The 25628-nt window shown below is 70.4% G+C and carries 24 protein-coding genes; 8 read left to right on the top strand and 16 right to left on the bottom strand.

Translation table 11 applies throughout. The annotated features are described in order from the left end of the window. The first annotated feature begins 248 nt into the window (after positions 1–248). From CDO81_RS08990 to CDO81_RS09000, 3 genes are all read left to right on the top strand, one after another. Positions 249–1922, top strand: a complete 1674-nt coding sequence (locus tag CDO81_RS08990) for an OFA family MFS transporter (RefSeq protein WP_088482835.1) — start codon at positions 249–251, stop codon at positions 1920–1922. Positions 1923–1993: 71 nt separating this feature from the next. Next, the gene (locus CDO81_RS08995; protein WP_088482836.1) at positions 1994–4297 is read left to right on the top strand and encodes an FdhF/YdeP family oxidoreductase; all 2304 of its coding nucleotides are present in this window, start codon (positions 1994–1996) and stop codon (positions 4295–4297) included. Then, the gene (locus CDO81_RS09000) at positions 4266–4505 is read left to right on the top strand and encodes a hypothetical protein (protein WP_088482837.1); all 240 of its coding nucleotides are present in this window, start codon (positions 4266–4268) and stop codon (positions 4503–4505) included. Before CDO81_RS08995 ends, CDO81_RS09000 begins: the two co-directional genes overlap by 32 nt. Here CDO81_RS09000 and CDO81_RS09005 read toward each other — a convergent pair. From CDO81_RS09005 to bioD, 8 genes are all read right to left on the bottom strand, one after another. Continuing rightward, on the bottom strand, positions 4483–5610 hold the full coding sequence (locus tag CDO81_RS09005) for an HD-GYP domain-containing protein (RefSeq protein WP_088482838.1): 1128 nt from the start codon (positions 5608–5610) through the stop codon (positions 4483–4485). The two genes, CDO81_RS09000 and CDO81_RS09005, sit on opposite strands and share 23 nt — an antisense overlap. Positions 5611–5787: 177 nt before the next feature. Beyond that, on the bottom strand, positions 5788–6693 hold the full coding sequence (locus CDO81_RS09010) for a hydroxymethylglutaryl-CoA lyase (RefSeq protein WP_088482839.1): 906 nt from the start codon (positions 6691–6693) through the stop codon (positions 5788–5790). Further along, positions 6690–7139 carry a nucleotidyltransferase family protein gene (locus tag CDO81_RS09015; protein WP_088482840.1) on the bottom strand — a complete coding sequence of 150 codons (450 nt, stop codon included), beginning with the start codon at positions 7137–7139 and terminating at the stop codon, positions 6690–6692. The genes CDO81_RS09010 and CDO81_RS09015 overlap by 4 nt, the downstream gene beginning before the upstream one ends. Next, positions 7084–7281 (bottom strand): hypothetical protein, encoded by a 198-nt coding sequence (locus CDO81_RS28005; protein WP_158218205.1) that lies wholly within the window; start codon positions 7279–7281, stop codon positions 7084–7086. Before CDO81_RS28005 ends, CDO81_RS09015 begins: the two co-directional genes overlap by 56 nt. Before the next feature lie 10 nt (positions 7282–7291). Further along, positions 7292–9274, bottom strand: coding sequence for an acetyl-CoA carboxylase biotin carboxylase subunit (locus CDO81_RS09020; protein WP_088482841.1), 1983 nt, complete (start codon positions 9272–9274; stop codon positions 7292–7294). Between the two features lie 86 nt (positions 9275–9360). Then, complete coding sequence (locus CDO81_RS09025) at positions 9361–9555, bottom strand: hypothetical protein (RefSeq protein WP_144397175.1); 195 nt, start codon at positions 9553–9555, stop codon at positions 9361–9363. Between the two features lie 13 nt (positions 9556–9568). After that, positions 9569–10606: a biotin synthase BioB gene (gene bioB, locus CDO81_RS09030; RefSeq protein WP_088482843.1), complete on the bottom strand. Its 1038-nt coding sequence runs from the start codon at positions 10604–10606 to the stop codon at positions 9569–9571. Then, entirely contained in the window at positions 10603–11295 is a 693-nt protein-coding gene (gene bioD / locus CDO81_RS09035) for a dethiobiotin synthase (protein WP_088482844.1), read from the bottom strand. Before bioD ends, bioB begins: the two co-directional genes overlap by 4 nt. Before the next feature lie 102 nt (positions 11296–11397). Here bioD and CDO81_RS09040 point away from each other — a divergent pair, with 102 nt between their 5' ends. Further along, positions 11398–11973: a hypothetical protein gene (locus CDO81_RS09040; protein WP_088482845.1), complete on the top strand. Its 576-nt coding sequence runs from the start codon at positions 11398–11400 to the stop codon at positions 11971–11973. Here the strand turns inward: CDO81_RS09040 and bioF are convergent. The 8 genes from bioF to CDO81_RS09080 are packed head-to-tail and all read right to left on the bottom strand — an operon-like array spanning position 11928 to position 20062. Further along, a complete protein-coding gene (bioF, locus tag CDO81_RS09045; RefSeq protein ID WP_088482846.1) occupies positions 11928–13193 on the bottom strand; it encodes an 8-amino-7-oxononanoate synthase in 1266 nt (421 codons plus the stop codon). The two genes, CDO81_RS09040 and bioF, sit on opposite strands and share 46 nt — an antisense overlap. After that, positions 13180–14526, bottom strand: coding sequence for an aminotransferase class III-fold pyridoxal phosphate-dependent enzyme (locus CDO81_RS09050; protein WP_088482847.1), 1347 nt, complete (start codon positions 14524–14526; stop codon positions 13180–13182). The genes bioF and CDO81_RS09050 overlap by 14 nt, the downstream gene beginning before the upstream one ends. 8 nt (positions 14527–14534) lie before the next feature. Beyond that, entirely contained in the window at positions 14535–15032 is a 498-nt protein-coding gene (locus CDO81_RS09055) for a hypothetical protein (RefSeq protein WP_158218206.1), read from the bottom strand. Between the two features lie 2 nt (positions 15033–15034). Then, positions 15035–15820, bottom strand: a complete 786-nt coding sequence (locus CDO81_RS09060; protein WP_088482849.1) for an enoyl-CoA hydratase/isomerase family protein — start codon at positions 15818–15820, stop codon at positions 15035–15037. Continuing rightward, positions 15817–17049, bottom strand: a complete 1233-nt coding sequence (locus CDO81_RS09065) for an alpha/beta hydrolase family protein (protein ID WP_088482850.1) — start codon at positions 17047–17049, stop codon at positions 15817–15819. Before CDO81_RS09065 ends, CDO81_RS09060 begins: the two co-directional genes overlap by 4 nt. Further along, positions 17046–17579: a GNAT family N-acetyltransferase gene (locus CDO81_RS09070; protein ID WP_088482851.1), complete on the bottom strand. Its 534-nt coding sequence runs from the start codon at positions 17577–17579 to the stop codon at positions 17046–17048. The genes CDO81_RS09065 and CDO81_RS09070 overlap by 4 nt, the downstream gene beginning before the upstream one ends. A 3-nt stretch (positions 17580–17582) precedes the next feature. Next, positions 17583–18455: an alpha/beta hydrolase family protein gene (locus CDO81_RS09075; RefSeq protein ID WP_088482852.1), complete on the bottom strand. Its 873-nt coding sequence runs from the start codon at positions 18453–18455 to the stop codon at positions 17583–17585. Next, on the bottom strand, positions 18455–20062 hold the full coding sequence (locus tag CDO81_RS09080; protein WP_088482853.1) for a carboxyl transferase domain-containing protein: 1608 nt from the start codon (positions 20060–20062) through the stop codon (positions 18455–18457). The genes CDO81_RS09075 and CDO81_RS09080 overlap by 1 nt, the downstream gene beginning before the upstream one ends. Positions 20063–20213: 151 nt before the next feature. On the opposite strand from CDO81_RS09080, the gene CDO81_RS09085 reads away from it, so the two are divergent. The 4 genes from CDO81_RS09085 (at position 20214) to CDO81_RS09100 (ending at position 25623) form a co-directional block, all read left to right on the top strand. Next, a complete protein-coding gene (locus CDO81_RS09085; protein WP_088482854.1) occupies positions 20214–20918 on the top strand; it encodes a TetR/AcrR family transcriptional regulator in 705 nt (234 codons plus the stop codon). Between the two features lie 128 nt (positions 20919–21046). Continuing rightward, the gene (locus CDO81_RS09090; protein ID WP_158218207.1) at positions 21047–22672 is read left to right on the top strand and encodes a FecR domain-containing protein; all 1626 of its coding nucleotides are present in this window, start codon (positions 21047–21049) and stop codon (positions 22670–22672) included. After that, complete coding sequence (locus CDO81_RS09095) at positions 22669–25056, top strand: CHASE2 domain-containing protein (protein WP_158218208.1); 2388 nt, start codon at positions 22669–22671, stop codon at positions 25054–25056. Before CDO81_RS09090 ends, CDO81_RS09095 begins: the two co-directional genes overlap by 4 nt. A 111-nt stretch (positions 25057–25167) precedes the next feature. Then, the gene (locus tag CDO81_RS09100; RefSeq protein ID WP_088482857.1) at positions 25168–25623 is read left to right on the top strand and encodes a (2Fe-2S)-binding protein; all 456 of its coding nucleotides are present in this window, start codon (positions 25168–25170) and stop codon (positions 25621–25623) included. The last annotated feature ends 5 nt before the right edge of the window (positions 25624–25628 follow it).

Here is a 25628-nt window from a genome sequence, read left to right on the forward strand (position 1 = left end):
GCTGCACTGAAGTGCGCCACACCCTTGCCGGGCCGCCTCGCCTTTGGCTGCGGCAGACATTCGTCGCGCGGTTGAGATGGCCTGTTAACAACGCGTTACGTCTTGACCCCTGCGATAGGGATTGCACGGTGAGGTTATTCAACGTCGGGTCTTGTTTGTGCCCGTATGCTGCGCCGCCCTTGCACGGTCGTGCAGGGTCATAACAACCGGGGCGTTAAGCGTCTCGCATCGCATCGAAGGGAAATACCATGTCCTCTGTGGGAATTGGTGCCGTGCCCGGTCCGGGTCGGACGGGTGCAGGCTGGCTCGACAAGGAGCGGACCATCGCCGGCGCAGGCTTCAACCGCTGGTTGGTGCCCCCGGCTGCACTCGCGATCCACCTGTGCATTGGCATGGCGTACGGTTTCTCGGTGTTCTGGCTGCCGCTGTCCAAGGCGTTGGGCATCAAGGAAGCCATCAAGTGCGGCCCCGACGTCGGCTTCTGGGCTGAACTCTTCACCACGAGCTGTGACTGGAAGGTCTCCACGCTCGGTTGGATGTACACGCTCTTCTTCGTCTTCCTCGGCTGCTCCGCGGCGCTGTGGGGTGGTTGGCTGGAGCGGGCCGGCCCGCGCAAGGCTGGCGTGGTGTCGGCCGTGTGTTGGTGTGGCGGCATGTTGATCTCGGCACTGGGCATCCACCTGCACCAGTTCTGGCTGATGATCCTGGGCAGCGGCGTCATCGGCGGCATCGGCCTGGGTCTGGGTTACATCAGCCCGGTGTCCACGCTGATCAAGTGGTTCCCCGACAAGCGCGGCATGGCCACCGGCATGGCCATCATGGGCTTTGGCGGCGGCGCGATGATCGGCTCGCCCCTGGCGGCGGAGCTGATGAAGCTGTTCGCCACGTCCACCGACGTTGGCGTCACGCAGACCTTCATCGTGATGGCGCTCGTCTACTTCGTGTTCATGCTGGGTGGCGCCCTCGGCTACCGCGTGCCGCCCACCGGCTGGAAGCCTGAGGGCTGGACGCCCCCCGCCGCGCAGGGCAGCAACGCCATGATCACGCAGCGCCATGTGCACGTGAAGAAGGTCTGGGGCATCCCGCAGTTCTGGCTGGTGTGGGTCGTGCTGTGCATGAACGTGTCGGCCGGCATCGGCGTCATCGGCATGGCCAGCCCGATGCTGCAGGAGGTGTTCGGCGGCTCGCTGGTCGGCCTCAGCGCCAAGTTCGGTGAACTCGACAAGGCCCAACTGACGGCCATCGCGGGCGTGGCGGCCGGCTTCACCGCGCTGCTGAGCCTGTTCAACATCGGCGGGCGCTTCTTCTGGGCGAGCCTGTCCGACAAGCTCGGCCGCAAGATGACCTACGTGGTGTTCTTCGTGCTGGGCGGGCTGATGTACGCCAGCATCCCGAGCAGCGCGGCGGCGGGCTCCAAGTTGCTGTTCGTCGGTGCCTTCTGCATCATCCTGAGCATGTACGGCGGCGGCTTCGCCACCGTGCCGGCCTACCTCGCCGACCTGTTCGGCACGCAGATGGTGGGGGCCATCCACGGCCGCCTGCTCACTGCCTGGGCCACCGCCGGCATCCTGGGGCCGGTGGTCGTGAACTACATGCGTGACTACCAGCTGGGCCTGGGCCTGCCGCGCGAGCAGGTCTACAACCAGACCATGTACATCCTGGTGGGCATGCTGGTGGTCGGCCTGATCGCCAACCTGATGATCCGCCCGGTGGCCGACAAGCACTTCATGAGCGACGAGGAACTCGCCCACGAGAAGAAGCTGGCGCACGAGCGTGCCGCCGCGGCGGAAGTGGGCGCCGGCAGCGGCGCCGCCACCGCCACGCCGACCGCCGTGGTGGCCCTGGCCTGGCTGGCCGTGGGCCTGCCGCTGGCCTGGGGTGTCTACAAGACCCTGCTGAGCGTCGGCAAGTTCTTCCACTGAGCCCGGCCTGCTAGGCTGACCGCCCCGTGACCTGACCAGGCCACGGGGCTTTCGTGCATCACGAGCCCATCATGAGTGAACAGAAGATCGAGCTTTACGACGGCCCGGCGGGTGGCTGGGGCGCGCTGAAGAGCGTGGCTCGCACGCTCAACGAGCAAGGCGTGCCCGTGAAGGGCGCCAAGACCCTGCTGCATGCCAACCAGACCGACGGCTTCGACTGCCCGGGCTGCGCGTGGCCTGACCGTGACCACCGGTCCACCTTCGAGTTCTGCGAGAACGGCGCCAAGGCCGTGGCGGCCGAGGCCACCGCGCGCCGCGCCACGCCCGAGGTCATCGGTGCGAAGACCCTGGCCGAGTGGGCGGGCGCGTCGGACTACGAGCTGGAAGCCACCGGGCGGCTCACCGAGCCCCTGGTCTACGACCCCGAGACCGACCGCTACCAGCGCACGACCTGGGACGCCGCCTTCGCGTTGATCGGCCGGGCACTGCAGGCGCTGCCTGACCCGAACCAGGCCATCTTCTACACCTCGGGCCGCACGAGCAACGAGGCCGCGTTCCTGTACCAGCTCTTCGTGCGCGAGTACGGCACCAACAACTTCCCCGACTGCTCCAACATGTGCCACGAGCCCAGCGGCTCGGGCCTGCGCCCGACCATCGGCGTGGGCAAAGGCACGGTCACGCTCGCGGATTTCGAGCAGGCCGACTGCATCCTGGTTTTCGGCCAGAACCCTGGCACCAACCATCCACGCATGCTGGGCGAGCTGCGCGCGGCCCGCAAGCGCGGCGCCAAGATCATCAGCTTCAACCCCCTGCGCGAGCGGGGCCTGGAGCGTTTTGCCGACCCGCAGAACGCGATGGAGATGGCGACGCTGGGCGACTCGCCGATCAGCAGCCACTACTTCCAGCTCAAGGTCGGCGGCGACTTCGCGCTGCTGATGGGCATGTGCAAGCGCGTGGTGGAGCGCGGCCTGCTGGATCACGACTTCATCCGCGAGCACACGCACGGTGTCGACGCCTTCCTGGCGAGCGTGCAGGCCCAGCCCTGGGCACCGCTTGAACTCGCGTCGGGCCTCACCCGCGCACAGATCGAGCAGGCGGCCGACCTCTACGCCAGCAGCGAGCGCGTCATCGCCTGCTGGGGCATGGGCATCACCCAGCACCGGCATTCGGTGGCGACCATCCAGATGATCGTCAACCTGCTGCTGCTGCGCGGCAACCTCGGCCGCCCCGGCGCGGGGGCCTGCCCGGTGCGCGGCCACAGCAATGTGCAGGGTGACCGCACCATGGGCATCTACGAGAAGCCGCCCGCAGCCTTCCTGGACCGGCTGGGCCAGGTGTTCGGCTTCGAGCCGCCGCGCGCGCATGGCGTGGACACGGTCGGCGCCATTGAGGCCATGCTGGCCGGGCGCGGCAAGGTCTTCATCGCGATGGGCGGCAATTTCGCCGCCGCCACGCCCGACACCGCCGCCACCTGGCGTGCGCTGCGCCAGTGCGAGCTGACCGTGCACATCACCACCAAGTTCAACCGCAGCCACGTCGTGCACGGCCGCCAGGCCCTGGTACTGCCGGTGTTGGGGCGCACCGAGATCGATGTGCAGGCCACCGGGCCGCAGGGCGTGACGGTGGAAGACTCGATGAGCATGGTGCACCTCTCGCACGGCATGAACGCGCCCGCCTCGCCGCATCTGCTGTCGGAGCCCATGGTCGTGGCCCGCATGGCCACCGCCGCGTTGCCGCAGAGCCGCACACCCTGGCTGCAGCTCGCCGGCGACTACGCGGCCATCCGCGACAAGATCGAGGCCGTGCTGCCCGACTTCGCCGGCTTCAACGGCAAGCTCAAGCGCCCCGGGGGCTTTCGGCTGCGCAACACCGCCAGCGAGCGGGTGTGGGTCACGGCCAGCGGCAAGGCCGAGTTCAGCGCCCATGCGCTGCCCACCGACCTGGCCACGGAACGGGTGGCCGAGCGCCACCGCGACCAGCGCGTGTTCACGCTGACCACACTGCGCTCGCACGACCAGTACAACACCACCATCTACGGCCATGACGACCGCTACCGCGGCGTCTACGGGCACCGGCGCGTGGTGTTCATCAACGCGCAGGACCTGAAGGACCTGGGGCTGGCGGCCGGTGAGTGGGTGGACATCACCAGCCTCTACTGCGCCGAAGGCGGCGCCGATGTGCAACAGCGCCGGGCCGAGCGCTTCCTGCTGGTGGCCTACGACATCCCCCGCGGCTGCCTGGCGAGCTACTACCCCGAGACCAACCCGCTGGTGCCGCTGGAGAGCTTCTCGGTGACGGCACGCACGCCCACCAGCAAATCCATCCCGGTGGTGCTGACCCCGCATGCAGGATCAGCTGCTGCAGACGCTGCGTGAGCTGGCCCCCGGTGGCGAGCCGGTGGCCCTCACGCGCCTGGCCAAGCGGCTGGACGAGCGCGTGAGCGTGCTGCTGCGCGAGCTGACCGCGCTGAGTGACGCCAGCCTCGGCGGTGTGCCCGGGCCGGGGCTGGTGCAACTGGCCTGCGACGACGGCGGGCGCTGGACCGTTCGCCTGGCCGTCGTCAGGCCGCCATCGCCTGGATGAGCTTTTCCAGACCGACGCGCAGCTTCAGCCCCGCCTGCGGGATGACGGCTGCGATCGCATGCAGCGCCTGCGCGGTGTCGCGGATCACCGGCTCGGCCAGCACGCCGCCAGCGCGGTCGCTCATCACGGCCACCCGCGGTGTGCTGGCGCTCTCGCCGCGCCGCATCACCATGCCCACTTCGCCCGAGCGCAGCCGCACCGCGCAGCCCGGCGGGTAAAGGCCGAACTCCTTGATCAGCGCGGCCGTCATCGCGTCGCCCTTGCCCGCCTGGTACTGCAGCCGCGCGGCGGCATCGGCCAGGATGGGCTGGCGCCGCAGCCGCGGGCTGAACTTGGCCGTGAAGGTGTCGGCGCTGTGCACCAGCTGCGCGACCGCATGCACCTGGGCCGGCCGGCGCGGGTAGCCGGTGCCACCGTCTTCTTCATGATGCTGGCGCACCGCGTCCAGCCAGTCGGTGTCGGTCACGCCCGCCATCTCCAGCATGGCGGCACTGCGCTCGGGATGGGACTGGATCTCGGCACGCTGCAGCGTCGTGACTGGTGAGGCCTGGGTCACGAGCCGGTTCTGCAGCTCGGCCATCGAGATGTTCATCGTCAGCGCGGTGCGCAGCACGCATTGCCCCTCCCTGACGGACCAGCCCAGGCGCGTGGCCGCCAGGCAGGCCGCGGTCGCGGTGTGCACCGCGTGGCGCGCGGCATAGGCCGTCGCGCTGCCCTGCACGGCCTCGGCGCGCACGGTCTGCAGGATGGCGAGGTCGGGGTCGCGCTCGATCAGGGCCATCAGCGGTTGTGAGGCGAGGTCCAGCGTCTGTGTGAAGTCCGACCCCGGTGCGCCGCGCAGCAGGTGGCCGACCTCACCCATGCTCTCGTCCCAGAAGGCCGGCAGTTGCTCCGGGCGGGCCTGGGCGATGGTGCTCGCCCGGTCCTCGAACTCGCGGGCGTCCACCCGCGCATCGCGGTCGATCAGCTTCTCCAGCTGGCCCATCGATTCGAAGCGATGCCCCCGCGCCAGCAGCAGGCGGCCGCCGACATCGAAGATGGCGAAAGGCGTGGGCTTGCCCGACTCGAAACGGTCACGGTGCAGGCTCAGGGGTTGCAGGTTCATCGCGGCCAGGGCGACGTTCAGCCCGGCAGCCGCATGGCCCCAGGCTGTCCCAACGTCTTGCTTTTGTGATGGGCGCGATTACAGCCCCCGCCACGGCGCGCCGCATCTACGGGGCAGCCCTAGGCCGCGTGACAAGCGACACGCGCCGCCCGTCTTGTGCAGCGCCCGGCGGCCGGCTCAGCCCCGCTTGGCGAGCACGGCCCGCGCGACCCGCGATACCGGTTCGCGGCCCAGCACGCCGGAGATGAAGGCCCCGGCGTCCACGAGCCGATCCAGGTCCACGCCGGTCTCGATGCCCAGGCCGTTGAGCATGAACACCACGTCCTCGCTGGCCACGTTGCCTGTCGCGCCCTTCGCGTAGGGGCAGCCGCCCAGCCCCGCCACGCTGGCATGGAAGCTGTGCACGCCCAGCTCGAGGCTGGCGTAGATGTTGGTCAGCGCCTGGCCGTAGGTGTCGTGGAAGTGGCCCGACACCTCCGCCAGCGGGAAATGCTTCAGCGCACGCGCCATCGCAGCCTGCACCTTGCGCGGCGTGCCCACGCCGATGGTGTCGGCAATGTCGATCGCGTCCACGCCCAGGGCCCGCAGCGGCTGCACGACGGCCTCCACCTGGTCGGCTGAGATGTCGCCCTCATAAGGGCAGCCCAGCGCGCACGACAGCGCCGCACGTACCTTCACGCCCGCGGCGTGTGCGCCTTCGATGACTGGCGCGAATCGCTCCAGGCTCTCGGCGATGGAGCAGTTGATGTTCTTCTGCGTGAAGGCCTCGCTGGCCGCGGTGAACACGAGGATCTCGTCCGGCCGGCTCGCCAGCGCCGGCTCCAGCCCCTTCATGTTGGGCACCAGCACCGAGTAGCGCACGCCGGGCTTGCGCTCGATGGCCGCCATCACGGCGGCGTTGTCGCCCATCTGCGGCACCCACTTGGGGCTGACGAAGCTGGTGACCTCGATCTCGGTCAGGCCGGCGTCCTGCAGCATGGCCACGAGCTGCGCCTTGTGCTCGGTGGCGACGTTCGCCTTCTCGTTCTGCAGCCCGTCGCGGGGGCCGACATCGAGGAGCTTGACGTGGGTGGGGAGGGTCATGGTGATGCCTTGTCGTCCAACGCGTCCAGGTCTGCCAGGTCCTTCAGGCGACCGGTCGCGCGCTTGTTCTGTTTGAAGTCGTCGAGTCCGATGAAGCTCAGTGCGACGCCGTCCACGACGATCACCTCCCGACGCGCATGGCAATCGGTGAATTGCACGCCATCGATGCCCATCAGCAGGTCGATGCGGCGCGGTGGCTGACCGAGCTGGATGACGGCGTCCGGCCCGAAGTCCGCCACTGACAGCCCCAGCGACTCGAAGCCGAAGTCCCGTAGGGCCGCGAGCAGCCGCTCGATATTGGGGTCGGTGCGGTCGATCCAGAAGTCGATGTCGCCGGTGTAGCGCGGATGGCCGTGGGCTGCGAGGGCGTAACCCCCCACCACCAGGTAGTCAACGCGGTGTGCGTTGAGTAACTCGGCAAACTCTTTGAAGTCGGGGTTGAGCATCAGGATGTTCCGCCAGGCCCTCGTATTGCAGGCGCAGCGTCTCGACGGCCGCGACCCGCTCCGCGGCGGGGCGCGAGCGCCAGAACGCCAGGTCGTCCTGGACCTGGCGCTGGCGCGTGGTGATCGTCAGCGTGCGCAACATGGCTGGATTGTCATGCTTCAAGCCGCAGAAGTTCCGCCCCGTCACCCACCTGGTCACCCACGGCGAACAGCAGTTCGGCCACGGTGCCGTCGCGGGGCGAGGAGATGGTGTGTTCCATCTTCATCGCCTCCATCACGGCCAGCGGTTGGCCCTTGCTGACGGTGTCGCCAGCCTGCGCCAGGAAGGCCACCAGCTTGCCCGGCATCGGGGCGGTCAGGCGCCCGCCCTCAGTCGCACCGTCACCGGCGTGGGCCAGCAGGTCCACCTCGGTCAGCACGGCCGAGCCCTGGGCGCCGAACACGGCGACACGCTCGCCCTGGGCGTAGGTCTTCACGCGCAGGCGCTCGCCGGCCAGGAAGAGCTCGTGCGTCTCGGTGTCGAGCGACTGCACCGCGAAGTCCACGGCCTGGCCGTCGACCGTCAGGGTCATGCCGCCGCGGTGGTGGCGCGACAGCAGCACCGCATGGTGGCTGTCGCCGGCGTCCAGGTCGAAGCGGCGCGTGGCCGACCCGAACAGGCGCCAGCCGTCGCGGGCACTCCACGGGTCGGCGCCCTGCGTGGCGGCCTCGACGGCCAGCGTGTGCGCGACGACGGCCGCCGCCGAGACGCGCAGCGGCAGGCCCGGCTGGTCGAAGAGCACGGCGCGCTCGCGTTCGATGAGGCCGGTGTCCAGGTCGGCGCCCGAGAACGACGCGGTGGCTGCACAGCGACGCAGGAAGGCCACGTTGGTGTGCAGGCCGACGATGTGGGTGTCGCGCAGCGCCGCGTCCAGCCGGGCCAGCGCCTGCGCGCGGTCCTCGCCCCAGACGATGAGCTTGGCGATCATCGAGTCGTAGTAGGGGCTGATCGCGTCGCCCTCGCGTACGCCGGCGTCAATCCGCACCTCGCCACGCTGGAACGCCACGTGAGCCGGCCAGCGGGCCACGTCCAGCGTGCCGGTGGCGGGCAGGAAGCCCCCGTCGGGGTTCTCCGCGCAGATGCGGGCCTCGATGGCATGGCCGTGCATGCGCAACTCGTGCTGCTTCAGCGGCAGGGGCTGGCCGGCCGCCACGCGCAGTTGCCATTCCACGAGGTCTAGCCCCGTGATGGCCTCGGTTACCGGGTGCTCCACCTGCAGCCGCGTGTTCATCTCCATGAAGTAGAAGCGGCCGTCCTGCTCCGCGATGAACTCCACGGTGCCCGCCCCCACATAACCGACGGCCTTGGCGGCGGCGACGGCGGCCTCGCCCATTTGCGCGCGGCGCTCGGGCGTCATGCCGGGGGCAGGCGCTTCTTCCAGCACCTTCTGGTGGCGGCGCTGCACCGAGCAGTCGCGCTCGAACAGATAGACGCAGTCGCCGTGCGTGTCGCCGAACACCTGGATCTCGATATGGCGGGGGCGCTGCACGTAGCGCTCGATCAGCACCGCATCGTCGCCGAAGCTGTTGATGGCTTCGCGCTTGCACGAGGCGAGCGCGGCGTCGAACTCGTCAGCGCTGAAGACGGCCCGCATGCCCTTGCCGCCGCCGCCCGCGCTGGCCTTGATGAGCACGGGGTAGCCGATGCGATCGGCTTCGCGCTTGAGCAGTGCCGGGTCCTGGTCGGCCCCGTGGTAGCCGGGCACCAGCGGCACCTTGGCGGCTTCCATCAGCCGCTTGGATTCGGCCTTCAGGCCCATGGCCTGGATGGCGCTCGGCGGCGGGCCGATGAAGACGACGGCCGCGTCGGCACAGGCCTGCGCAAACGCCTCGTTCTCGCTCAGGAAGCCATAGCCCGGATGCACGGCTTCGGCGCCCGTGGCCTTGGCTGCGGCCAGGATGCGTTCCCACTGCAGGTAGGAGTCGCGCGGCGCCGGGCCGCCGATCAGCACAGCCTCGTCGCAGGCCTTCACATGCAAGGCGTTGGCATCCGCCTCGGAGTAGACGGCGACCGTCTGGATGCCGAGGCGGCGGGCCGTGGCGGCGACGCGGCAGGCAATTTCGCCGCGGTTGGCGATCAGGATCTTCTTGAACATCTCTCTTGTCTCCGGTCTTGTGAACCTTCTACAGGCTTGTTCTCGGGGCCAGGGTCACTGGCGTGGGCGGCAGCAGAGCCAGGGGTTCAGCCAGGCTTTCCTTCTTTCAGGCGTTTGCGCTGAGCCTCGTAATCGTCGTAGCTCTGGCCGTTGGCCTTGCGGCAGGCCGTGCGGTCTTGCGGGCTGCTGGCGCGGTCGCACTGGTCGAACGCGTGCTGTTGACCGATGTCGTACAGCAGGCCGCAGCCTGACAGGCAGAGGGTTGCGGCCATCGCCGTCATGGCAGCGCGCATGTCAGTGGCGGCAGAGGTCGACCTTGGCCGCCGCATCCGTCGCCAGGCCTGACTCGGTCGCGCAGCGCATGCCCAGGCGGTCCAGCAGCGCGCGATCCTTTTCGGCCTGCGGGTTGCTGGTGGTGAGTAGCTTGTCGCCGTAGAACATGGAGTTGGCACCGGCCAGGAAACAGAGCGCCTGCATGGTCTCGGGCATTTCCTCGCGGCCGGCGGACAGGCGCACCATGGCGCGCGGCATGGTGATGCGGGCGACCGCGATCGTGCGGATGAACTCCAGCGGGTCCAGCGGCGCGGTGCCGGCCAGCGGGGTGCCTTCCACCTGCACGAGGTTGTTGATGGGCACGCTCTCGGGGTAGGGGTCGAGGTTGGCCAGTTGCACCAGCAGGCCGGCGCGCTGGCGGCGCGTCTCGCCCATGCCGACGATGCCGCCCGAGCAGACCTTCATGCCCTGCTGGCGCACGCGCTCCAGCGTGTCCAGGCGGTCTTGATAGGTGCGGGTGGTGATGATCTGGCCGTAGAACTCGGGCGCGGTGTCGAGGTTGTGGTTGTAGTAGTCCAGGCCTGCGGCCTTGAGCTGCTCGGCCTGGCCGTCTTCCAGCATGCCGGCGGTGAGGCAGGTCTCCAGGCCCAGCGCCTTGACCTCGGAAATCATCTCGCCGATGGCTTCCAGGTGGCGGGGCTTGGGCGAGCGCCAGGCCGCGCCCATGCAGAAGCGCGTGGCGCCATTGGCCTTGGCGGCGCGGGCGGCTTCCATCACCTCTTGCAGCGGGATCAGCTTCTCGGCCTTCAGGCCGGTGTCGAAGTGGGCCGACTGCGGGCAGTACTTGCAGTCTTCCTCGCAGCCGCCGGTCTTGATCGACAGCAGCGTGGAGAGCTGCACCGCGTTGGCGTCGAAGTGCGCGCGGTGCACGGTCTGTGCGCGGAAGAGCAGGTCGTTGAACGGCAGCTCGAAGAGCGCAGCCACGGCGTCGACCGTCCAGGGCGTGGCCTGGCGGCGGTCGGCATCGGTGGTGGGAGTGAGGGTCTGGATCTGGTTCATTCGAGCAGGGCGCCGAGCACGTCGGCGTTCAGATGGGCCGCGGCAGCGGCGGGGTCGACCGGGTGGGGCAGTCGTGGAACATGCCCCAGGCAAGGGGCGCCAAGGCCCGCCTGCAGAGCTTGCAGATTGTCGGTGACGTGGGGCTGACGCGGGTCCACGGTGTTGGCCACCCACGCGGCCAGGCGCAGGCCGCGGGCGCGCACCGCCTCCGCGGTCAGCAGTGCATGGTTGATGCAACCCAGGCGCAGGCCCACGACCAGGATGACCGGCAGGCCGAGGTCCACGGCCAGGTCGGCCGAGTCCCAGCCCTCGGCCAGCGGGATGCGAAAGCCGCCAGCGCCTTCCACCAGCGCCAGGTCGCCCAGCGCGGCGGTGGCGCGTAGGGAAGCCAGCAGCGGTTCGCGCTCGATGCGCCGGCCTTCCAGCTGCGCGGCGATGTGCGGCGCGCACGGCTCGCGGAACTGCAGCGGGCCGACCTGGGACTCGGTCAGCCCCAGGCGCTGCACCGCATGCAGCGTGGCCACGTCTTCGTTGACCCATCGCCCGCCGACGAGCTCCTGCCCGGCCGCCAGCGCCTTGATGGGCGTGACGCGGCGGCCCAGCTCGCTGAACGCATGCGTGAGCGCCGCGGCCGTGAAGGTCTTGCCGATCTCGGTGTCGGTGCCGGTGATGAAGTAGGCGCGGCTCATGTCGGGGAACTTTTCGGGTGGACTCGGCCACACAGGCGCTGGTGGTTGCGGCGGCTATCCCGTCGGGCGAACCAGCAGCTGGAATCAGCAACAGGAGTCAGCATGGGTATTTTCGACAAGGGTGCGTCGCTCGTTTCCGTCTGGCAGAAGATCAAGCTCGACGCCGAGAAGGTGCGGGGCGGCAAGAAGCCTGGCGGCAAGATGGGCTTCGAGCCGCTCATCAAGAGTCTGGAAGCGGCGATGAAGAGCAAGACGCCGGAGCTGGGCAAGATCAAGGCGGGCATCGCGGCGCTGCGCATCGACATGAACCGGTACAAGGCCACGCTGGACCCGGTGGCCGAGAAGGGCTTCATCAACGGCATCACCGCCTTCGTGAAGCTCGTGACCGACCTGGAGCAGGCCGCGGAGGGCGCCATCAAGCTGGGCGCTGGCAACGCGGCCCTCGTGGCCAAGCTGACCGACTTCGCGCGTGTCAATGCCGTCATGAAGGGCTTCACCGAGGATCTCGACGTCGCCTTGAAGGAGCTGGCCCAGCTGACCACCGGCGACATCAAGGTCGGCAAGGAGGATCTCAAGCCCATCCATGCCGCCTACATGAAAGCCAAGCGCGCCATGGACGGCGCGATCAAGACTCAACCGGTGTACGAGAGGGCTTTCGCCAAACTCTCGTCCGCGTGAGGCGGGGGCGCCGAGGCATCGAGCTCCGCGGCGGCGCGGCCCAGCGCGGTGAGCAGCTGGTCGACGTCGGCCGCGGTGTGCGTGGCGCACAACGTGATGCGAAGCCGTGCCGTGCCGGCGGCGACCGTGGGCGGTCGGATGCCCGGCACCCGCAGGCCGGCGGCCTCGAGCGCTGCGGCCAGCGCCATCACTTCGGCATTGCCGCCGATGACGAGCGGCTGGATGGGCGTGGTGGCCTCGGTGAGTGACCAGCCCAGCCGCGGGTGGCGTTCGATCAGCGCGACGAGCCCGGCACGCAGTTGGCCTTGCAGCCGGGCGAGGTTGGCGCGGCGCGCCGTGCCCAGCGGCCCCTCGATCAGTGCGAAGCTGGTCAGCAGCGCATGCTCGACCGCCGGTGGCGACGCCGTCGAGAAGATGAAGTTGCGCGCCGCCTGCAGCAGGTACTCGACGATGGTGGTGTGTGCCGCAACGAAGGCGCCCGCCAGGCCTGCCGCCTTGCCAAGCGTACCGACGAGGATGAGGCGCTCGCTGCGCAGCCCGAAGTGCTCCAGCGAGCCGCGGCCCTGGGCGCCCAGCACGCCGAAGCCGTGGGCATCGTCCACCACCAGCCAGGCGTCGAACTCATTCGCCAGCGCCAGCAGAGCGGGCAGGGGCGCGAGGTCGCCGTCCATGCTGAAGACGGCGTCCGTCACGATGAGCTTGACCTGGGCGGTGCTGGCTTCCAGCAGCGTGCGCAGGCCCGCCACGTCGGCGTGGCCATAGCGAGTGACACGGGCCTTGGCCAGTCGCGCGGCGTCGATGAGGGAGGCGTGGTTGAGCTGCTCGGAGAAGATCTCGGTGTGCTCGTCGCCCAGCGCCGTGACGACCGCGAGGTTGGCCATGTAGCCCGTGCAAAAGCCGATGGCGCGCGCCTGCGGGATGTGGGGTGCGTACCAGCGTGCCAGCGTGTCGGTCACGGCCTCATGTGCGGCGCTGTGGCCGCTGACCAGCGGCGAGGCACCCGAGCCGCCGCCCCAGCGACGCGCGCCTTCAGCCAGCGCCTCGGCCACGGCGGGCTCGGCCGCGAGGCCCAGGTAGTCGTTCGAGCAGAACATCAGCAGCTCACGGCCATTGACGGTCTGGCGCGGCGCCGTGCCGGTGTCGGCGCGCCGCAGGCTGCGCTTGAGGCTCTGCGCCGAGACGGCGGCGAGCTTGGCGCTCAGGTGATCAAGCAAGGACATCGTTCAAGGTCGCCGTCACGGCCTCGGCCAGGAAGGCCGCGGTCGCGTCGTCGATCAGGTAAGGGGGCATCAGGTAGACGGTGCTGCCGATCGGTCGGATCAGCAGTTCGTGCGCACGGGCCTTCAGGTGGAAGGTCTCGGCGAAGCGCGGCGGGGCGTTCGGCACATCGAAGGCCAGGATCATGCCGCGCTGGCGCAGATGAGCCACGCGTGGGGCCAGCGGCGCGAAGGCGCGCGTGAGGCGCGCCGCCTGGGCGCGGGTGTCGTCCAGCAAGCCGGCATCGAAGCGGTCCAGCACCGCATTGGCCGCCGCGCAGGCGAGCGGGTTGCCGGTGTAGCTGTGCGAATGCAGGAAGCCCCGGGTGACGTCCTCGCTCCAGAAGGCGTCGAAGACCTCGTCGGTGGTGAGCACCAGCGACAGCGCCATCGTGCCGCCAGTGATGCCCTTGCTCAGCAAGATGAAGTCGGGCCAGTCCTGCGCAGGGGCCGAGCGCCTCTGTGTCTCTGTGCCTCTGTGGCTGTGTTGTTGAGCCGCGCCGGCCACCTGCTCCCACGCAAAGAAGGTACCGGTGCGCCCACAGCCCACCGCAATCTCGTCGGCGATGAGGTGCACGCCGAACTCGCGCGTCAGCGCCCGCAGGCCGCGCAGGTACTCGGGCGAGTACATCACCATGCCCGCCGCGCCCTGGATGAGCGGCTCCACGATGACGCAGGCGATCTGCGCATGCCGCTCGGCCAGCAGCGCGCGCATCGCGGCCAGGGCCTCGGCCTCGTTGCCGCGCCGCGCATCGGGCGAGGCCACGATGTGGGCGCGCATCAGCAGCGGGTCATACGCATCGCGGAACACCTGCACATCGGTCACGCTCAGCGCCCCGAGCGTCTCACCGTGGTAGCTGTTCTGCAGGCAGACGAATTCGCGCTTCTCGGGCTGGCCGCGGTTCTTCCAGCTGTGAAAGCTCTGCTTGAGTGCGATCTCTACGGCGCTCGCCCCGTCGCTGCCAAAGAAGGCATGGCCCAGCGCCCCGCCGGTGCGGGCCGACAACCGCTCGGCCAGGCGCACAGCGGGTTCGTGCGTGCAGCCGGCCAGCATCACGTGGGGCAGGGTGTCGAGCTGGGCCTTGATGGCGTCATGCAGGGCCTTGTCGCTGTGGCCGAACAGGTTGACCCACCAGGACGAATTGGCGTCGAAGTAGCGGCGGCCGTCAGTGTCGATGAGCCAGGGGCCCTCGCCGCGGGCGATGGGCAGCGGCGGCACCTGGGCCAGGCGTGCCATCTGCGTGCAGGGATGCCAGACGGCGGCGCGGCTGCGTTGGGCGAGGTCGGGGGCGGTCATCGTTCGGGTCAGGGCAGGCGCGGCTGGAACTGCGGCACCGTGGCGTTGAACAGGGCCACCGCAGCCGCGCGATCGGGGCCGCAGAGCATCAGGAAGTGCAGCAGTTTGCGCGGGGTCGCATAGCCAAGGTAGAGCGCCACCTGTTCGCCCGGCAGCTCGGCGGCGAAAGACAGCTCCAGGCCGGCGCCACTGCGATGCGGGCGCACCTGCTGCTGCAGCGTCTGCCAGAGGCCGGGCGTGGCGGCGGGCAAGGCGGCCAGGCGTCGGGCGATGACTTCGGCGGCCAGGGCCTGCAGGTCGGTGGCACCGCTCTCGATGAAGTCCACCGACACGATGAGGGCGGCGTCGGCCGCCGGCTCGTGGAAGGCCACGGTGTTGTCACCCGCGTGCGCTTGGGCCTGCCAGGCCGGCGGCAGGTCCAGCACGAACTCGGAGTAGACATGGCCCTGCTTCACCACCGGGTCGGCCGGTGGCGGCGTGAGGTTGACGCTGTAGCGGTAGAGCATGTTCAGCCGGCCAGCCACCCGGGGCGGGTCTTGTTCAGGAAGCTCTGCACGCCTTCCCGGCCCTCGGCGCTCGCGCGGATGTCGGCAATTCGGCGGGCCGTGTCGTCGCGCAGCGCGGGCGTGATCTCGCGGCCGGCCACGTCCTTCACGAGCTGCTTGCAGGCGCGCACGGCGGCGGGGCCATTGGCGGTCAAGGCCGCGGTGAGTTCGTCGACCTGGGCGTCCAGCGCCTCGGCCGCCACCACCTCATGCACCAGTCCCAGCCGGTGCGCCTGGGCCGCGCTGAAGCGCTCGGCCGTGACGAAGTAGCGGCGCGAGGCTTGTTCGCCCAGGGCCTTGACCACGTACGGGCCGATGGTGGCCGGCAGCAGGCCCAGCTTGGCCTCGCTGAGGCAGAAGCCGGCGCTGTCGACCGCGACCACGATGTCGGCGCAGGCCACCAGCCCCACGCCGCCCGCGTACACATCGCCCTGCACCCGCGCGATGACGGGCACGGGGCAGGCATAGATCGCCCACAGCATGTCGGCCAGGCGGCTGGCGTCGGCGTGGTTCTCCTCCCACGAGTAGCCGGCCATGGCTTTCATCCAGTTCAGATCAGCCCCGGCGCAGAAGGCCTTGCCTTCAGCGGCGAGCACGATGGCCCGCAGGCTGGCGTCCTGGCCGAGCGTGGTGAAGGCGCCGGTCAGCTCGGCGATGAGCTCGGCGTTGAAGGCGTTGCGCACGTCAGGCCGGTTGAGCGTGACGCGGGCGGTATGCCCGTGGCGGGTGATCAAGAGAGGCGAGGTCATGGCGAACTCCGGACGAGGTGCTCGTCGACGGCATAGAGCTGGCAGGCCGAAGCCGGCGTGCCGCTGGCGTCGGTTCGGATGTTGCGCCCACAGAACGCCAGCGCGCGGGACAGCGCATCGTCACCGCTGGCATAGCCCCAGTGGCCCTGACCGTCGATGGCGAAGGCGCGGGGCAGCTTGGCGGCCAGGAACTTCTGGAAGCCGACGAGCTGTTCGGCCTTGCTGCCCTCGGGCGCACTGGACTCGCCGGCCAGCGGGGCGGCCAGCGGGGGCGACGCGATACGGCCTGGTGGCGCGAAGCCCAGAGGCGCCAGGAATTCATCGACCAGCGGCTGCCAGACGTCGTTGCCGGCCGTGAAGAGCTTGTGGCCATCGGTGCCGAAGGCGGGCAGCACGCGCAGGTCCACCTGGCCGCCCGCCTCGGCATAGGCCTTGGCCCAGCGTCGTGCGTGGCCCAGGTTGAAGAACTGGTCGTTCTCGGCGTAGATCCACAGCGTCGGGGTGGGCGGCGGCGTCCGGGCGTTGCCCTCGGCGTAGGCGCGGTAGAGCCGGCGGAGTTGGTCGCTCTGGCACGGGTCGCCAGGGTGCTTCTCCGGATCGCCTCCGTGACCGCCAGCAAAATTGATTGCAGCCACCTGGCCTGGCACGTGCGCCGACGTGGCGGCGAGGGTGGCAATGCCCCCGACCGACACCCCGACCAGCACGGTGCGGCTGGCGTCGATGTCCGGCTGCCGGGCCATGAAAGCCTGCACCGTCAAGATCTGTTCGGCGGCGGCGCGCAGCGCGGCGCCGAAGCGCGGGGCTTCGCAGGAGACGCTGCTCTCGGGGTCGCCGGCACTCGCCAGCTCGCCGTAGCCCAGGCGCAGCGGCACGGCCACTGCAAAACCCTTGCGCACGAAGTAGCGTGCGGCGGATTCATACCGCATGCGCTTGTACTCGGCGCGCCGGGCTGTGTCCCGACCATGGCTGATGACGACCAGCGGGAAGGGGCCCGGGCCCGGCGGGCGGAAGGTGGTGACGAGCAGCTCACCCTGCACTGTCTTGCCGAAGGCGTCCTCCACCCGGGCCGGCACACGCACGATGGCTTCACGCACGTCGGCCTGCAGCCGCTCGGGGGCGGACGCGGCCGCTGCGGCTGGCACAGCGGCTGCGGGCGCCTGCGCCTGCACAGCGCTGCTCAGCACGGCCCATGCCACGCCGAGCAGCAGCCAGCAACGGCACGGCCTCATGCCGTGGTCTCCGGCGCCAGGGGCTTCACCATCAACACGCTCGCATAGGTCTTGCCCTGCCACTGCACGCCGCCCACCGTGCGGTAGCCGCGGCGTTCGTAGCGCTGGCGCAGGGCCGTGGCGGGTTCGGCGGTGTCCAGCGCGATCTGTGTGAAGCCCTGGGCGCGGGCCCAGCCTTCGGCGGCCTCGATGAGGCGCTCGCCCAGTCCGAGGCCGCGGCAGTCGGGGTGCACGCCGAGCTGGGCCAGGATGGCCGTGCCGGGCGTGGTGTACAGCTGTGGTGTCTCGTCGCCGATGTAGGTCTCGCCGACCGGCTTGGGGCCGCGCACGGCCACGGTGCCCACCAGGCGCCCGTCGCGCTCGGCCACGAAGGCCTGCGCGTCAGCCAGGCGCTGGCGGGTCACGTCCACTGGCTGGTTGACCGCCGTGAAGTTCCAGCCCTGGGCGGCCAGGCTGGCGTAGGCGGCATGCAGCAGCGCGGTCAGCTCGACCAGTGAGTCGGTGTCGCGCAGCGGGCGCAGCGTGGGCATGGTTCAGTCCTTGATGTCGAAGCCCTGGCGCCGTAGGAAGTCGGCCACCACGGGCTGCCACACCTGCGGAAAGCGCGAGAACAGGCTGTGCCCGTCTTCGCCGTGCGGCGGAAACTGCTTGAACTCGCCCCGGCCACCCGCGGCCTGGAAGGCCTGGAACCATTCGCGCGGCAGCGTGGGGCCGAAGAAGCGGTCGTTCTCGGTGTAGGCCCAGAGCATGGGCACGCGCGCCGTCTCGCCGTAGCTGGCAAACATGCGGCGCAGTTGGGCCGGGCCGCAGGGCTGCTCGGGGTGGGCCTTGGGGTCGCCGCCGCCGCCGCCAGCGAAGTTGATGGCCGCCACCACACCCGACGGATTCAGCGAGGCCAGCGTGACGGCGGTGGCGCCGCCGAACGATTGCCCCAGCACCACGGTGCGGTCCTTCAGCACGTCGTCACGCTTGAGCAGCTCGGCCAGCAGTTGCACGCTCTGGTCGGCTGCCGCGCGGTAGGCCGGCGGGTACATGCGGTTGTTGCAGTTGCCGGAGTCCTCGACGTCTTCGCCGCCACTGACGCCGTAGCCGATGCGCGTCGGCAGCGCCACCAGGAAGCCGCGGTCGGCGAACCAGCGCGAGGCGTCGGAGTAGCGCGCGCGGCCCAGCGCGGCGCGGCCCTCGGCATCCACCGCGCGGCCGTGGTTGAGGATGAGCACGGGGTGGGGCGCCGGCGTCTCGTCGTTGAAGAACACCGTCACGCGGATGGGCTGGGCCACCGCCTTGCCCCAGGCGTTGGTCACGTGCACAGGCAGGTCGAACTGCTGCTCGACGAGCTTGGCGTGGGCTGCCCCCGACAGCGCGGCGGCGAGCATGGCAATGAGGAGGGGTCGTCGCACGCGCATCACATCCGGAACACGCCGAATTTCGTGTCGGGAATCGGCGCATTCAACGAGGCCGACAAGCCCAGGGCGAGCACGCGGCGGGTGTCGGCCGGGTCGATGACGCCGTCGTCCCACAGCCGCGCGGAGGCGTAGTAGGGGTGGCCTTGGTCTTCGTATTGCTGGCGCAGCGGGGCCTTGAAGGCTTCTTCCTCCTCGGCGCTCCAGTGGCCGCCCTTGGCCTCGATGGCGTCACGGCGCAGCGTGGACAGCACGCTGGCCGCCTGCTCGCCGCCCATGACCGAGATGCGCGCGTTCGGCCACATCCACAGGAAGCGGGGCGAGTAGGCGCGGCCGCACATGCCGTAATTGCCGGCGCCAAACGACCCGCCGATGATGACGGTGAACTTGGGCACCTGGGCGCAGGCCACGGCGGTCACCATCTTGGCGCCGGCCCGCGCGATGCCCTCGTTCTCGTACTTGCGGCCCACCATGAAGCCGGTGATGTTCTGCAGGAACACCAGCGGGATCTTGCGCTGGCAGCACAGCTCGATGAAGTGCGCGCCCTTGTTGGCGCTCTCGGCAAACAGGATGCCGTTGTTGGCCACGATGCCCACCGGCATGCCCTCGATGTGCGCGAAGCCGCAGACCAGCGTGGCGCCGTAGCGGGCCTTGAACTCGTCGAACTCGGAGCCGTCCACGAGGCGGGCGATGACCTCGCGCACGTCAAAGGGCTTGCGGGTGTCGGTCGGGATGACGCCGTGCAGCTCGGCCGGGTCGAAGGCGGGCGGGCGCGGTGCCTGCAGGGCCAGCGGGGCGGGCTTGGTCCGGTTCAGCCGCGCGACGGACTGGCGTGCGATGGCCAGCGCATGGGTGTCGTTGTTCGCGAGGTGGTCGGCCACGCCGGACAGGCGGGTGTGCACGTCGCCGCCGCCCAGGTCCTCGGCGCTCACCACCTCGCCGGTGGCCGCCTTCACCAGCGGCGGGCCGCCCAGGAAGATAGTGCCCTGGTTCTTGACGATGATGGTCTCGTCGCTCATGGCGGGCACGTAGGCGCCACCGGCCGTGCACGAACCCATCACCACCGCGATCTGCGGAATGCCCTTGGCCGACAGGTTGGCCTGGTTGTAGAAGATGCGGCCGAAGTGGTCGCGGTCGGGGAAGACCTCGTCCTGGTTGGGCAGGTTGGCGCCGCCGCTGTCCACGAGGTAGAGGCAGGGCAGGTGGTTCTGGTCGGCAATCTCCTGCGCGCGCAGGTGCTTCTTGACGGTGATGGGGTAGTAGGTGCCGCCCTTCACGGTCGCGTCGTTGCACACGATGACGCATTCCACGCCCGACACCCGGCCGATGCCCGCCACCACGCCGCCACCGGGTGCGGCGTTGTCATACAGGTTCAGGCCGGCCAGGGGTGCGATTTCCAGGAAGGGCGTGCCCGGGTCGAGCAGCATTTCCACGCGGTCGCGTGGCAGCAGCTTGCCGCGGGCGGTGTGCTTGGCGCGCGCGGCCTCGCCGCCACCCTGGGCGATCTGGGCGAGCTTGGCATTCAGGTCGTCGATCAGCCCGCGCATGGCGTCGGCATTGGCCTTGAAGTCGGCCGAACGGGGATTGAGCTGGGTGGTCAGGACCGGCATGGTGTCTCCGGGACGGCTTTGCTTAAGCAAAGCTCAACTTGAGGGTGTGACGGCCTCGTGAGCCGTGCGAAGGGCGCCAGGATAAACGAGAGGCCAAGAGGTCGCAACGATGACTTGAGCATTACTCAAGAATTGCGCAGAATCCGCCGCCATGAGCTCCGTCGCCACCCCGCCCCAGCGCCGTTCGCCCGCCGGCCCCAAGGCCGAGCAGCGGGTGCGCGACATCCTGCGCGTGGGCCGCGAGGTGTTCGCCGAGCACGGCTTCGAGCGCGCCACCACCACCGAGGTGGCGCAGCGCCTGGGGGTGTCCGAGGCCACGGTGTTCACCTACTTTCGCAGCAAGCGCGAGCTGTGCATGCGCGTCATCCAGGACTGGTACGACGAGATCATCACCGCCATCGAGGCCGGCCTGCCGCGCGACAAGCCCGTGCGCGAGCAGCTGGAGTTCGTGGTGCTCACGCACTTGCGTCTCTTCCTCATCCAGGGCACGGGGCTGTGCGCGCTGGTGCTGTCGGAAGGTCGCAAGGACGCCGGCCAGGGCGGCCAGGACCTGGGCGAAGGCTTCGTCGAGCTCCAGCGCCGCTACACCGCGCCGCTGATGGACCTGCTCGCCCGCGGCCAGGCCCGCGGCGAGGTGCGGCGCGACATCCCGCTGCGGCTGCTGCGGTCGCTCGTGTTCGGGCCGATGGAGCACATGCTGTGGGAGGTGGTCATCACCGGCCGGCAGATCGACGTGGAGGCCAGCGCGCGTGACCTGGTGGCGCTGCTCTGGCCCGCCCTGCAGGCCCCCGACGCCGAGCTGGCCCGGCTGCGCCGACTGCGAGAACGTCTGCAGGACGCGCTGGCGCAGCACTGAAGCCGCCCGCGCGCGTCCTTCACTTGAGGGGCATGGCGGGGTTTGCGGGGCCTGCGGGGCGCTTTTGGCGCCGCGCGCCGGGGCTTGTCGCTCTACGATCTTTCTTCTTGCAAGGGAAGGAGGCACCGATGAGACCGATGAGAGTCTGGATTGCCCTGGGATGGCTGCTCGCGAGCGCTGCGCTGCGCGCGCAGACCGAAGCGCCGGACGCCGACTGGCGCTACCGCATCCAGCCCGGTGACACGCTGATCACGCTGACCGAGAACTGGCTGGCGGCGCCGCGCTCCTGGCGAGACCTGCAGAAGCTCAATCGCGTGCCCGACCCCTTGCGCCTGGTGCCCGGCAGCACCCTGCGCATGCCGGTGGCCTGGCTCCGACGCGAGGCCGGCGTGGCCGAGACGCTTTTCGTGCGTGGGCAGGTCACCCGCCAGCGCGGCAGCGCTGCCGAGCCGCTGTCGGCCGGGGCGCCCCTGCAGAGTGGCGACCGCATCCGCACCGGGGCGCAGTCCAGCGCCAGCCTGCGGTTTGCCGACGGCTCGCGGTTGCTCATCCCGGCTGACAGTGATGTGACGCTGGACCAGCTGCTGGTGCTCGGCCGCAACGCGATCCCGGCGGTTCGCATTGGCGTGCAGCAAGGTGGCGCCGACAGCCGCGTCACCCCGAATGCCCAGCGCGTGCCGCTCTATGAAGTGCGCACGCCGCACGTCAACCTGGGTGTGCGCGGCACCGAGTTCCGCGTGCAGGCGGCCGGGGCGCAGAGCCGCATGCAGGTGCTGTCGGGCGCGGTGCATGCCGACGGCCTCAAGGCCGACGTGGCAGCCGGCCAGGGCCTGCTGGCCGAGGGCGGCGCGCGCAGCGTCAGCCCCCTGTTGGCGGCGCCCGATGTCAGCGCCACGCCGCGCGTCGTCGAGCGCCTGCCGCTGCGCCTGGCCTGGGCGGCGTCACCTGCGGGCGCGACCGGTTGGCGCGCCCAGCTCTACCCGCGTGGCGATGCGGACCGGCTGCTGCTCGACGCCCGCGTGACCGAGCCCGCCGTCGCCTGGCCCGAGGCCCGCGATCTGCCCGATGGCGACTACATGCTGCGTGTGCGTGCCATCGACGCCCAAGGCCAGGAAGGGCGAGCTGCCGATGTGGATGTGAGCCTGCAGGCCCGGCCCGAGCCGCCCTTCGTCCAGGCGCCCGCGCCGGGCGCCATCAGCTACAGCGGCAGCATGGCCTTGGCCTGGACGCGCAACACCGAGGCCCCTGACGTGCGCCTGCAGATCGCCCGTGACGCGGGCTTCCGCGATCTGGTGCTGCAACCGCCGCCGCTGTCGGCTGCCGGCTTTGAGGCGAAGCTGCCGGACGGCGCCTACCACTGGCGTGTGGCCGCCGTGACCGCGAGCGGGCGCGCCGGGCCGTTTGGCGACGCGCAGACTTTCGAGCTGCAGCCCCCGCCGCCCGCGCCACCGCCGGCCGAGCCGGAGGTCAGCGGCGACCAGCTCAAGCTGCGCTGGCGTGCTGACACGGGCGTGGTGCGCTACGAACTCGAGTGGGCCGCCACCGCAGCCTTCGATGGCGCCAGCGTCCAGCGCATCAGCACCGACAAGCCCGAGGCCGTGCTGCCCAAGCCCTCGCCCGGCACCTACTACCTGCGGGCGCGCGCCTTCAATGCCGCCGGTGCCGCCGGTCCCTGGGGGCAGACGCAGACGATCGAGCAGCCCTACCCGCGCTGGCTGTGGCTGCTGCCGCTGCTGGCCGTGCCGCTGCTTTGAAGCGCTGGCCCTGGCTCGCCCTGCCCGCCGCGCTGGCGCTGTGGGCTTTGCTGAGCCTGACCGGCGCGCAGGCGCGCATCGACCGGGCGCTGGGCGACGCCCTGCTGCGCGCGACCGCGTTGCCTGCCGCCGCGCCGACCACCGTGGTGGTGGACATCGACGATGCCTCGCTGCGCGCGCTGCGCGAGCCGCTGGGCGAGTGGCCGTACTCCCGCGAGGTGTACGCGGTGATGCTCGACTACCTCGGCCAGGTGGGCGCGCGACTGGTGGTGATGGACATCGTGTTCGCCGGCCCGCGCGAGGGCGATGCGCGCCTGGCCCGGGCGCTCGCAGCCGGCCCGCCGGTGGTGCTGGCGGCGGCCGGCCTGCGCCAGCCCGCGGCGGTGGAGCTGGCGCCGGCGGGCCAGGCCGAGCAGCAGGCCCTGGTGCGTCTCGGCCTCCATGGCGCACCGGGCCTGGACTGGGATGGCCTGACCGCACCCGCCGACCCCTTGCTGGACGCGCTGACCGAGCCGGCGAGCCTCGGCGTCATCTCCACCTCGCTGGACGACGACGGCCTGCTGCGCCGGCTGCCGCTGCTGCACCGGGTGCAGGGGCGCAGCCTGCCGAGCCTGGCCCTGGCGGCGCGCCTGCGGGCTGACGGGGTGCGCAGCTGGCAGGTCCAGGCGGGCGCCGTGGTCTCGGGTGGCCGTCGCTGGCCGGTCGACGAGCTGGGGCGTCTGCGCCTGCGGCTGCCCGCGTTGCCGCCCGGGGGCGACGATGCCGCGCCGCGCGTACCGTGGGAGCGCCTGATGCGCGCGGCGTTGGGCGGCGTGGACGACCCCGAGCTGGCGAAGCTGCTGGCCGGTCGCAGCATCTTCGTCGGCAGCAGCGCCTTCTTTGCCGACGAGGTCATGACGCCTCAGGGGCGCTGGTCCGGTGCGGCCTTCAACGCGGCCGTCTTCGAGGCACTGGGGGTCGAGCCGCTGCCCCTGCTGCGTGACCAGGGGGCGGCCGTGTGGGCGCTGCAGGCGCTGTGCTTGGCCCTGGGGGCGCTGCCCTTGCTGCTGCGCCGCCAGGCGCTGGCCGCGGGCCTGGGGGCGATCGGCCTGGTGGCGCTGCCCTGGACGGCGGCCAGCCAGGGCCTCCTGGCCTCGCCGGCGCTAGGTGTGCTGCTGCTGGGCCTGGCGCTGCTGGCCACGGCCATCGAGCATGAGCGACAGGCGCGCCGGCGCGAGCGCGAACTCACCCGGGAGCGGGAGCTGGCCGAGGCGCGCAGCCGCGCCAAGACGGAGCTGCTGGCGCATGTCAGCCACGAGATGCGCACCCCGATGAATGCCGTGCTGGGCTTTTCGGACATCCTGGCGCGTTCCCCGCTGCGGCCCGAGCAGGCGCATCAGGTGGAGGTGCTTGGCCATGCGGGCCGGCAGGTCTTTGCGCTCATCAACGACCTGCTGGACAACGCGCGCATCGAGAGCGGCCGGCTCGAGCTGGCTTCGCACCCGTTCAACCTCGTGGATCTCGTGGAGCTGCAGCTGGAGCTGCTGCGCGACCGCGCCCAGGCCCAGGGGCTGTGGCTGCGCGTGTTCGCCCGCACGGAGGCCACCGGCTGGGTGTTGGGCGACCAGCAGCGGGTGGCGCAGATCGTCACCAATCTGGTGGGCAACGCGCTGAAGTTCACCCGCAGCGGCGGCGTGACCGTGGAGCTGACCCGCGAGCACGGACCGACCGGGCCGGGGCGGGTGCAGATCAGTGTGCAGGACACCGGCATCGGCATCGCGCCGGACCGGCTGGAGCGCATCTTCCAGCCCTTCGAGCAGGCCGATGCCGACATCGCGGCGGCCTTCGGTGGCACGGGCCTGGGGCTGACCATCACCCGCAGCCTGGCCCGGCTCATGGGTGGCGACGTGACCGTGCAGAGCCGCATCGGGGAGGGCAGCCGCTTCGTCGTCAGCCTGGACCTGCCCGAGGCGCGCGCGCCGCATGACGACCTGATCGAACCGCGCGCCGACCGCGTCGCGCCCAGCCGGGCGTTGTCGCTGCTGCTGGCAGAGGACAGCGAGGTCAACGTGCTCGTCATCGAGGGCATGCTGGCGCCGCTGGGCCACCGCATCACCCGTGCAGCCGATGGCGAGCAAGCCTTGCAGGCCCTGCGCGAGGCGCCCTTCGACCTGGTGCTGATGGACATGCTGATGCCGGTGATGGACGGCCTCACTGCCACCCGCCAGTGGCGAGCCATCGAGGCGGCCGAGGGCCTGCCGCGCACCCCGATCGTGGCGCTCACGGCTCATGCCTTCGACACCGACGTGCAGCAGTCGCTCGCCGCTGGCTGCGATGCCCATCTGACCAAGCCGATCAGCCTGGCGGCCCTGCTGCAGGCCCTGGCCAAGTACGCGCGGGTTTGAAGCCGGGCGAGGGCAGGTCGGGGCAAGGTCTGAGGGCAATGCCTGACTGGTGGCCATGGACATACCTTCTGGCTAGAGTCGCGCGATTTCCTAGCCTCCGGGAGCTCCCTCATGATCAACCTGACCGTCAATGGTCGCGCCGTCTCCCTGGACGCCGACCCCGACATGCCCCTGCTCTGGGCCGTGCGCGAAGAACTCCAGCTCACCGGCAGCAAGTTCGGCTGCGGCGCCGCGCAGTGCGGTGCCTGCACCATGCATGTGGCCGGCGCTCCGGTGCGCAGCTGCATGACGCCCATCTCCAGCGTGCAGGGCCCGGTCACCACCATCGAAGGCATCGCCAGCGACAAGATCGGCCAGGCCGTGCAGGCGGCCTGGGTGGCGCATGACGTGGCCCAGTGCGGCTACTGTCAGAGCGGCCAGGTCATGAGCGCCGTGGCCCTGCTCAAGACCCACAAGAAGCCCACCGACGCGCAGATCGACGAGGCCATGGCCGGCAACCTCTGCCGCTGCGGCACCTACACCCGCATCCGTGCGGCCATCCACGCGGCAGCCGCCACGCTGGCCTGAGGAGA

Origin of the sequence: Roseateles puraquae (assembly GCF_002205845.1) — a bacterium.
Lineage (GTDB): Bacteria > Pseudomonadota > Gammaproteobacteria > Burkholderiales > Burkholderiaceae_C > Pelomonas > Pelomonas puraquae.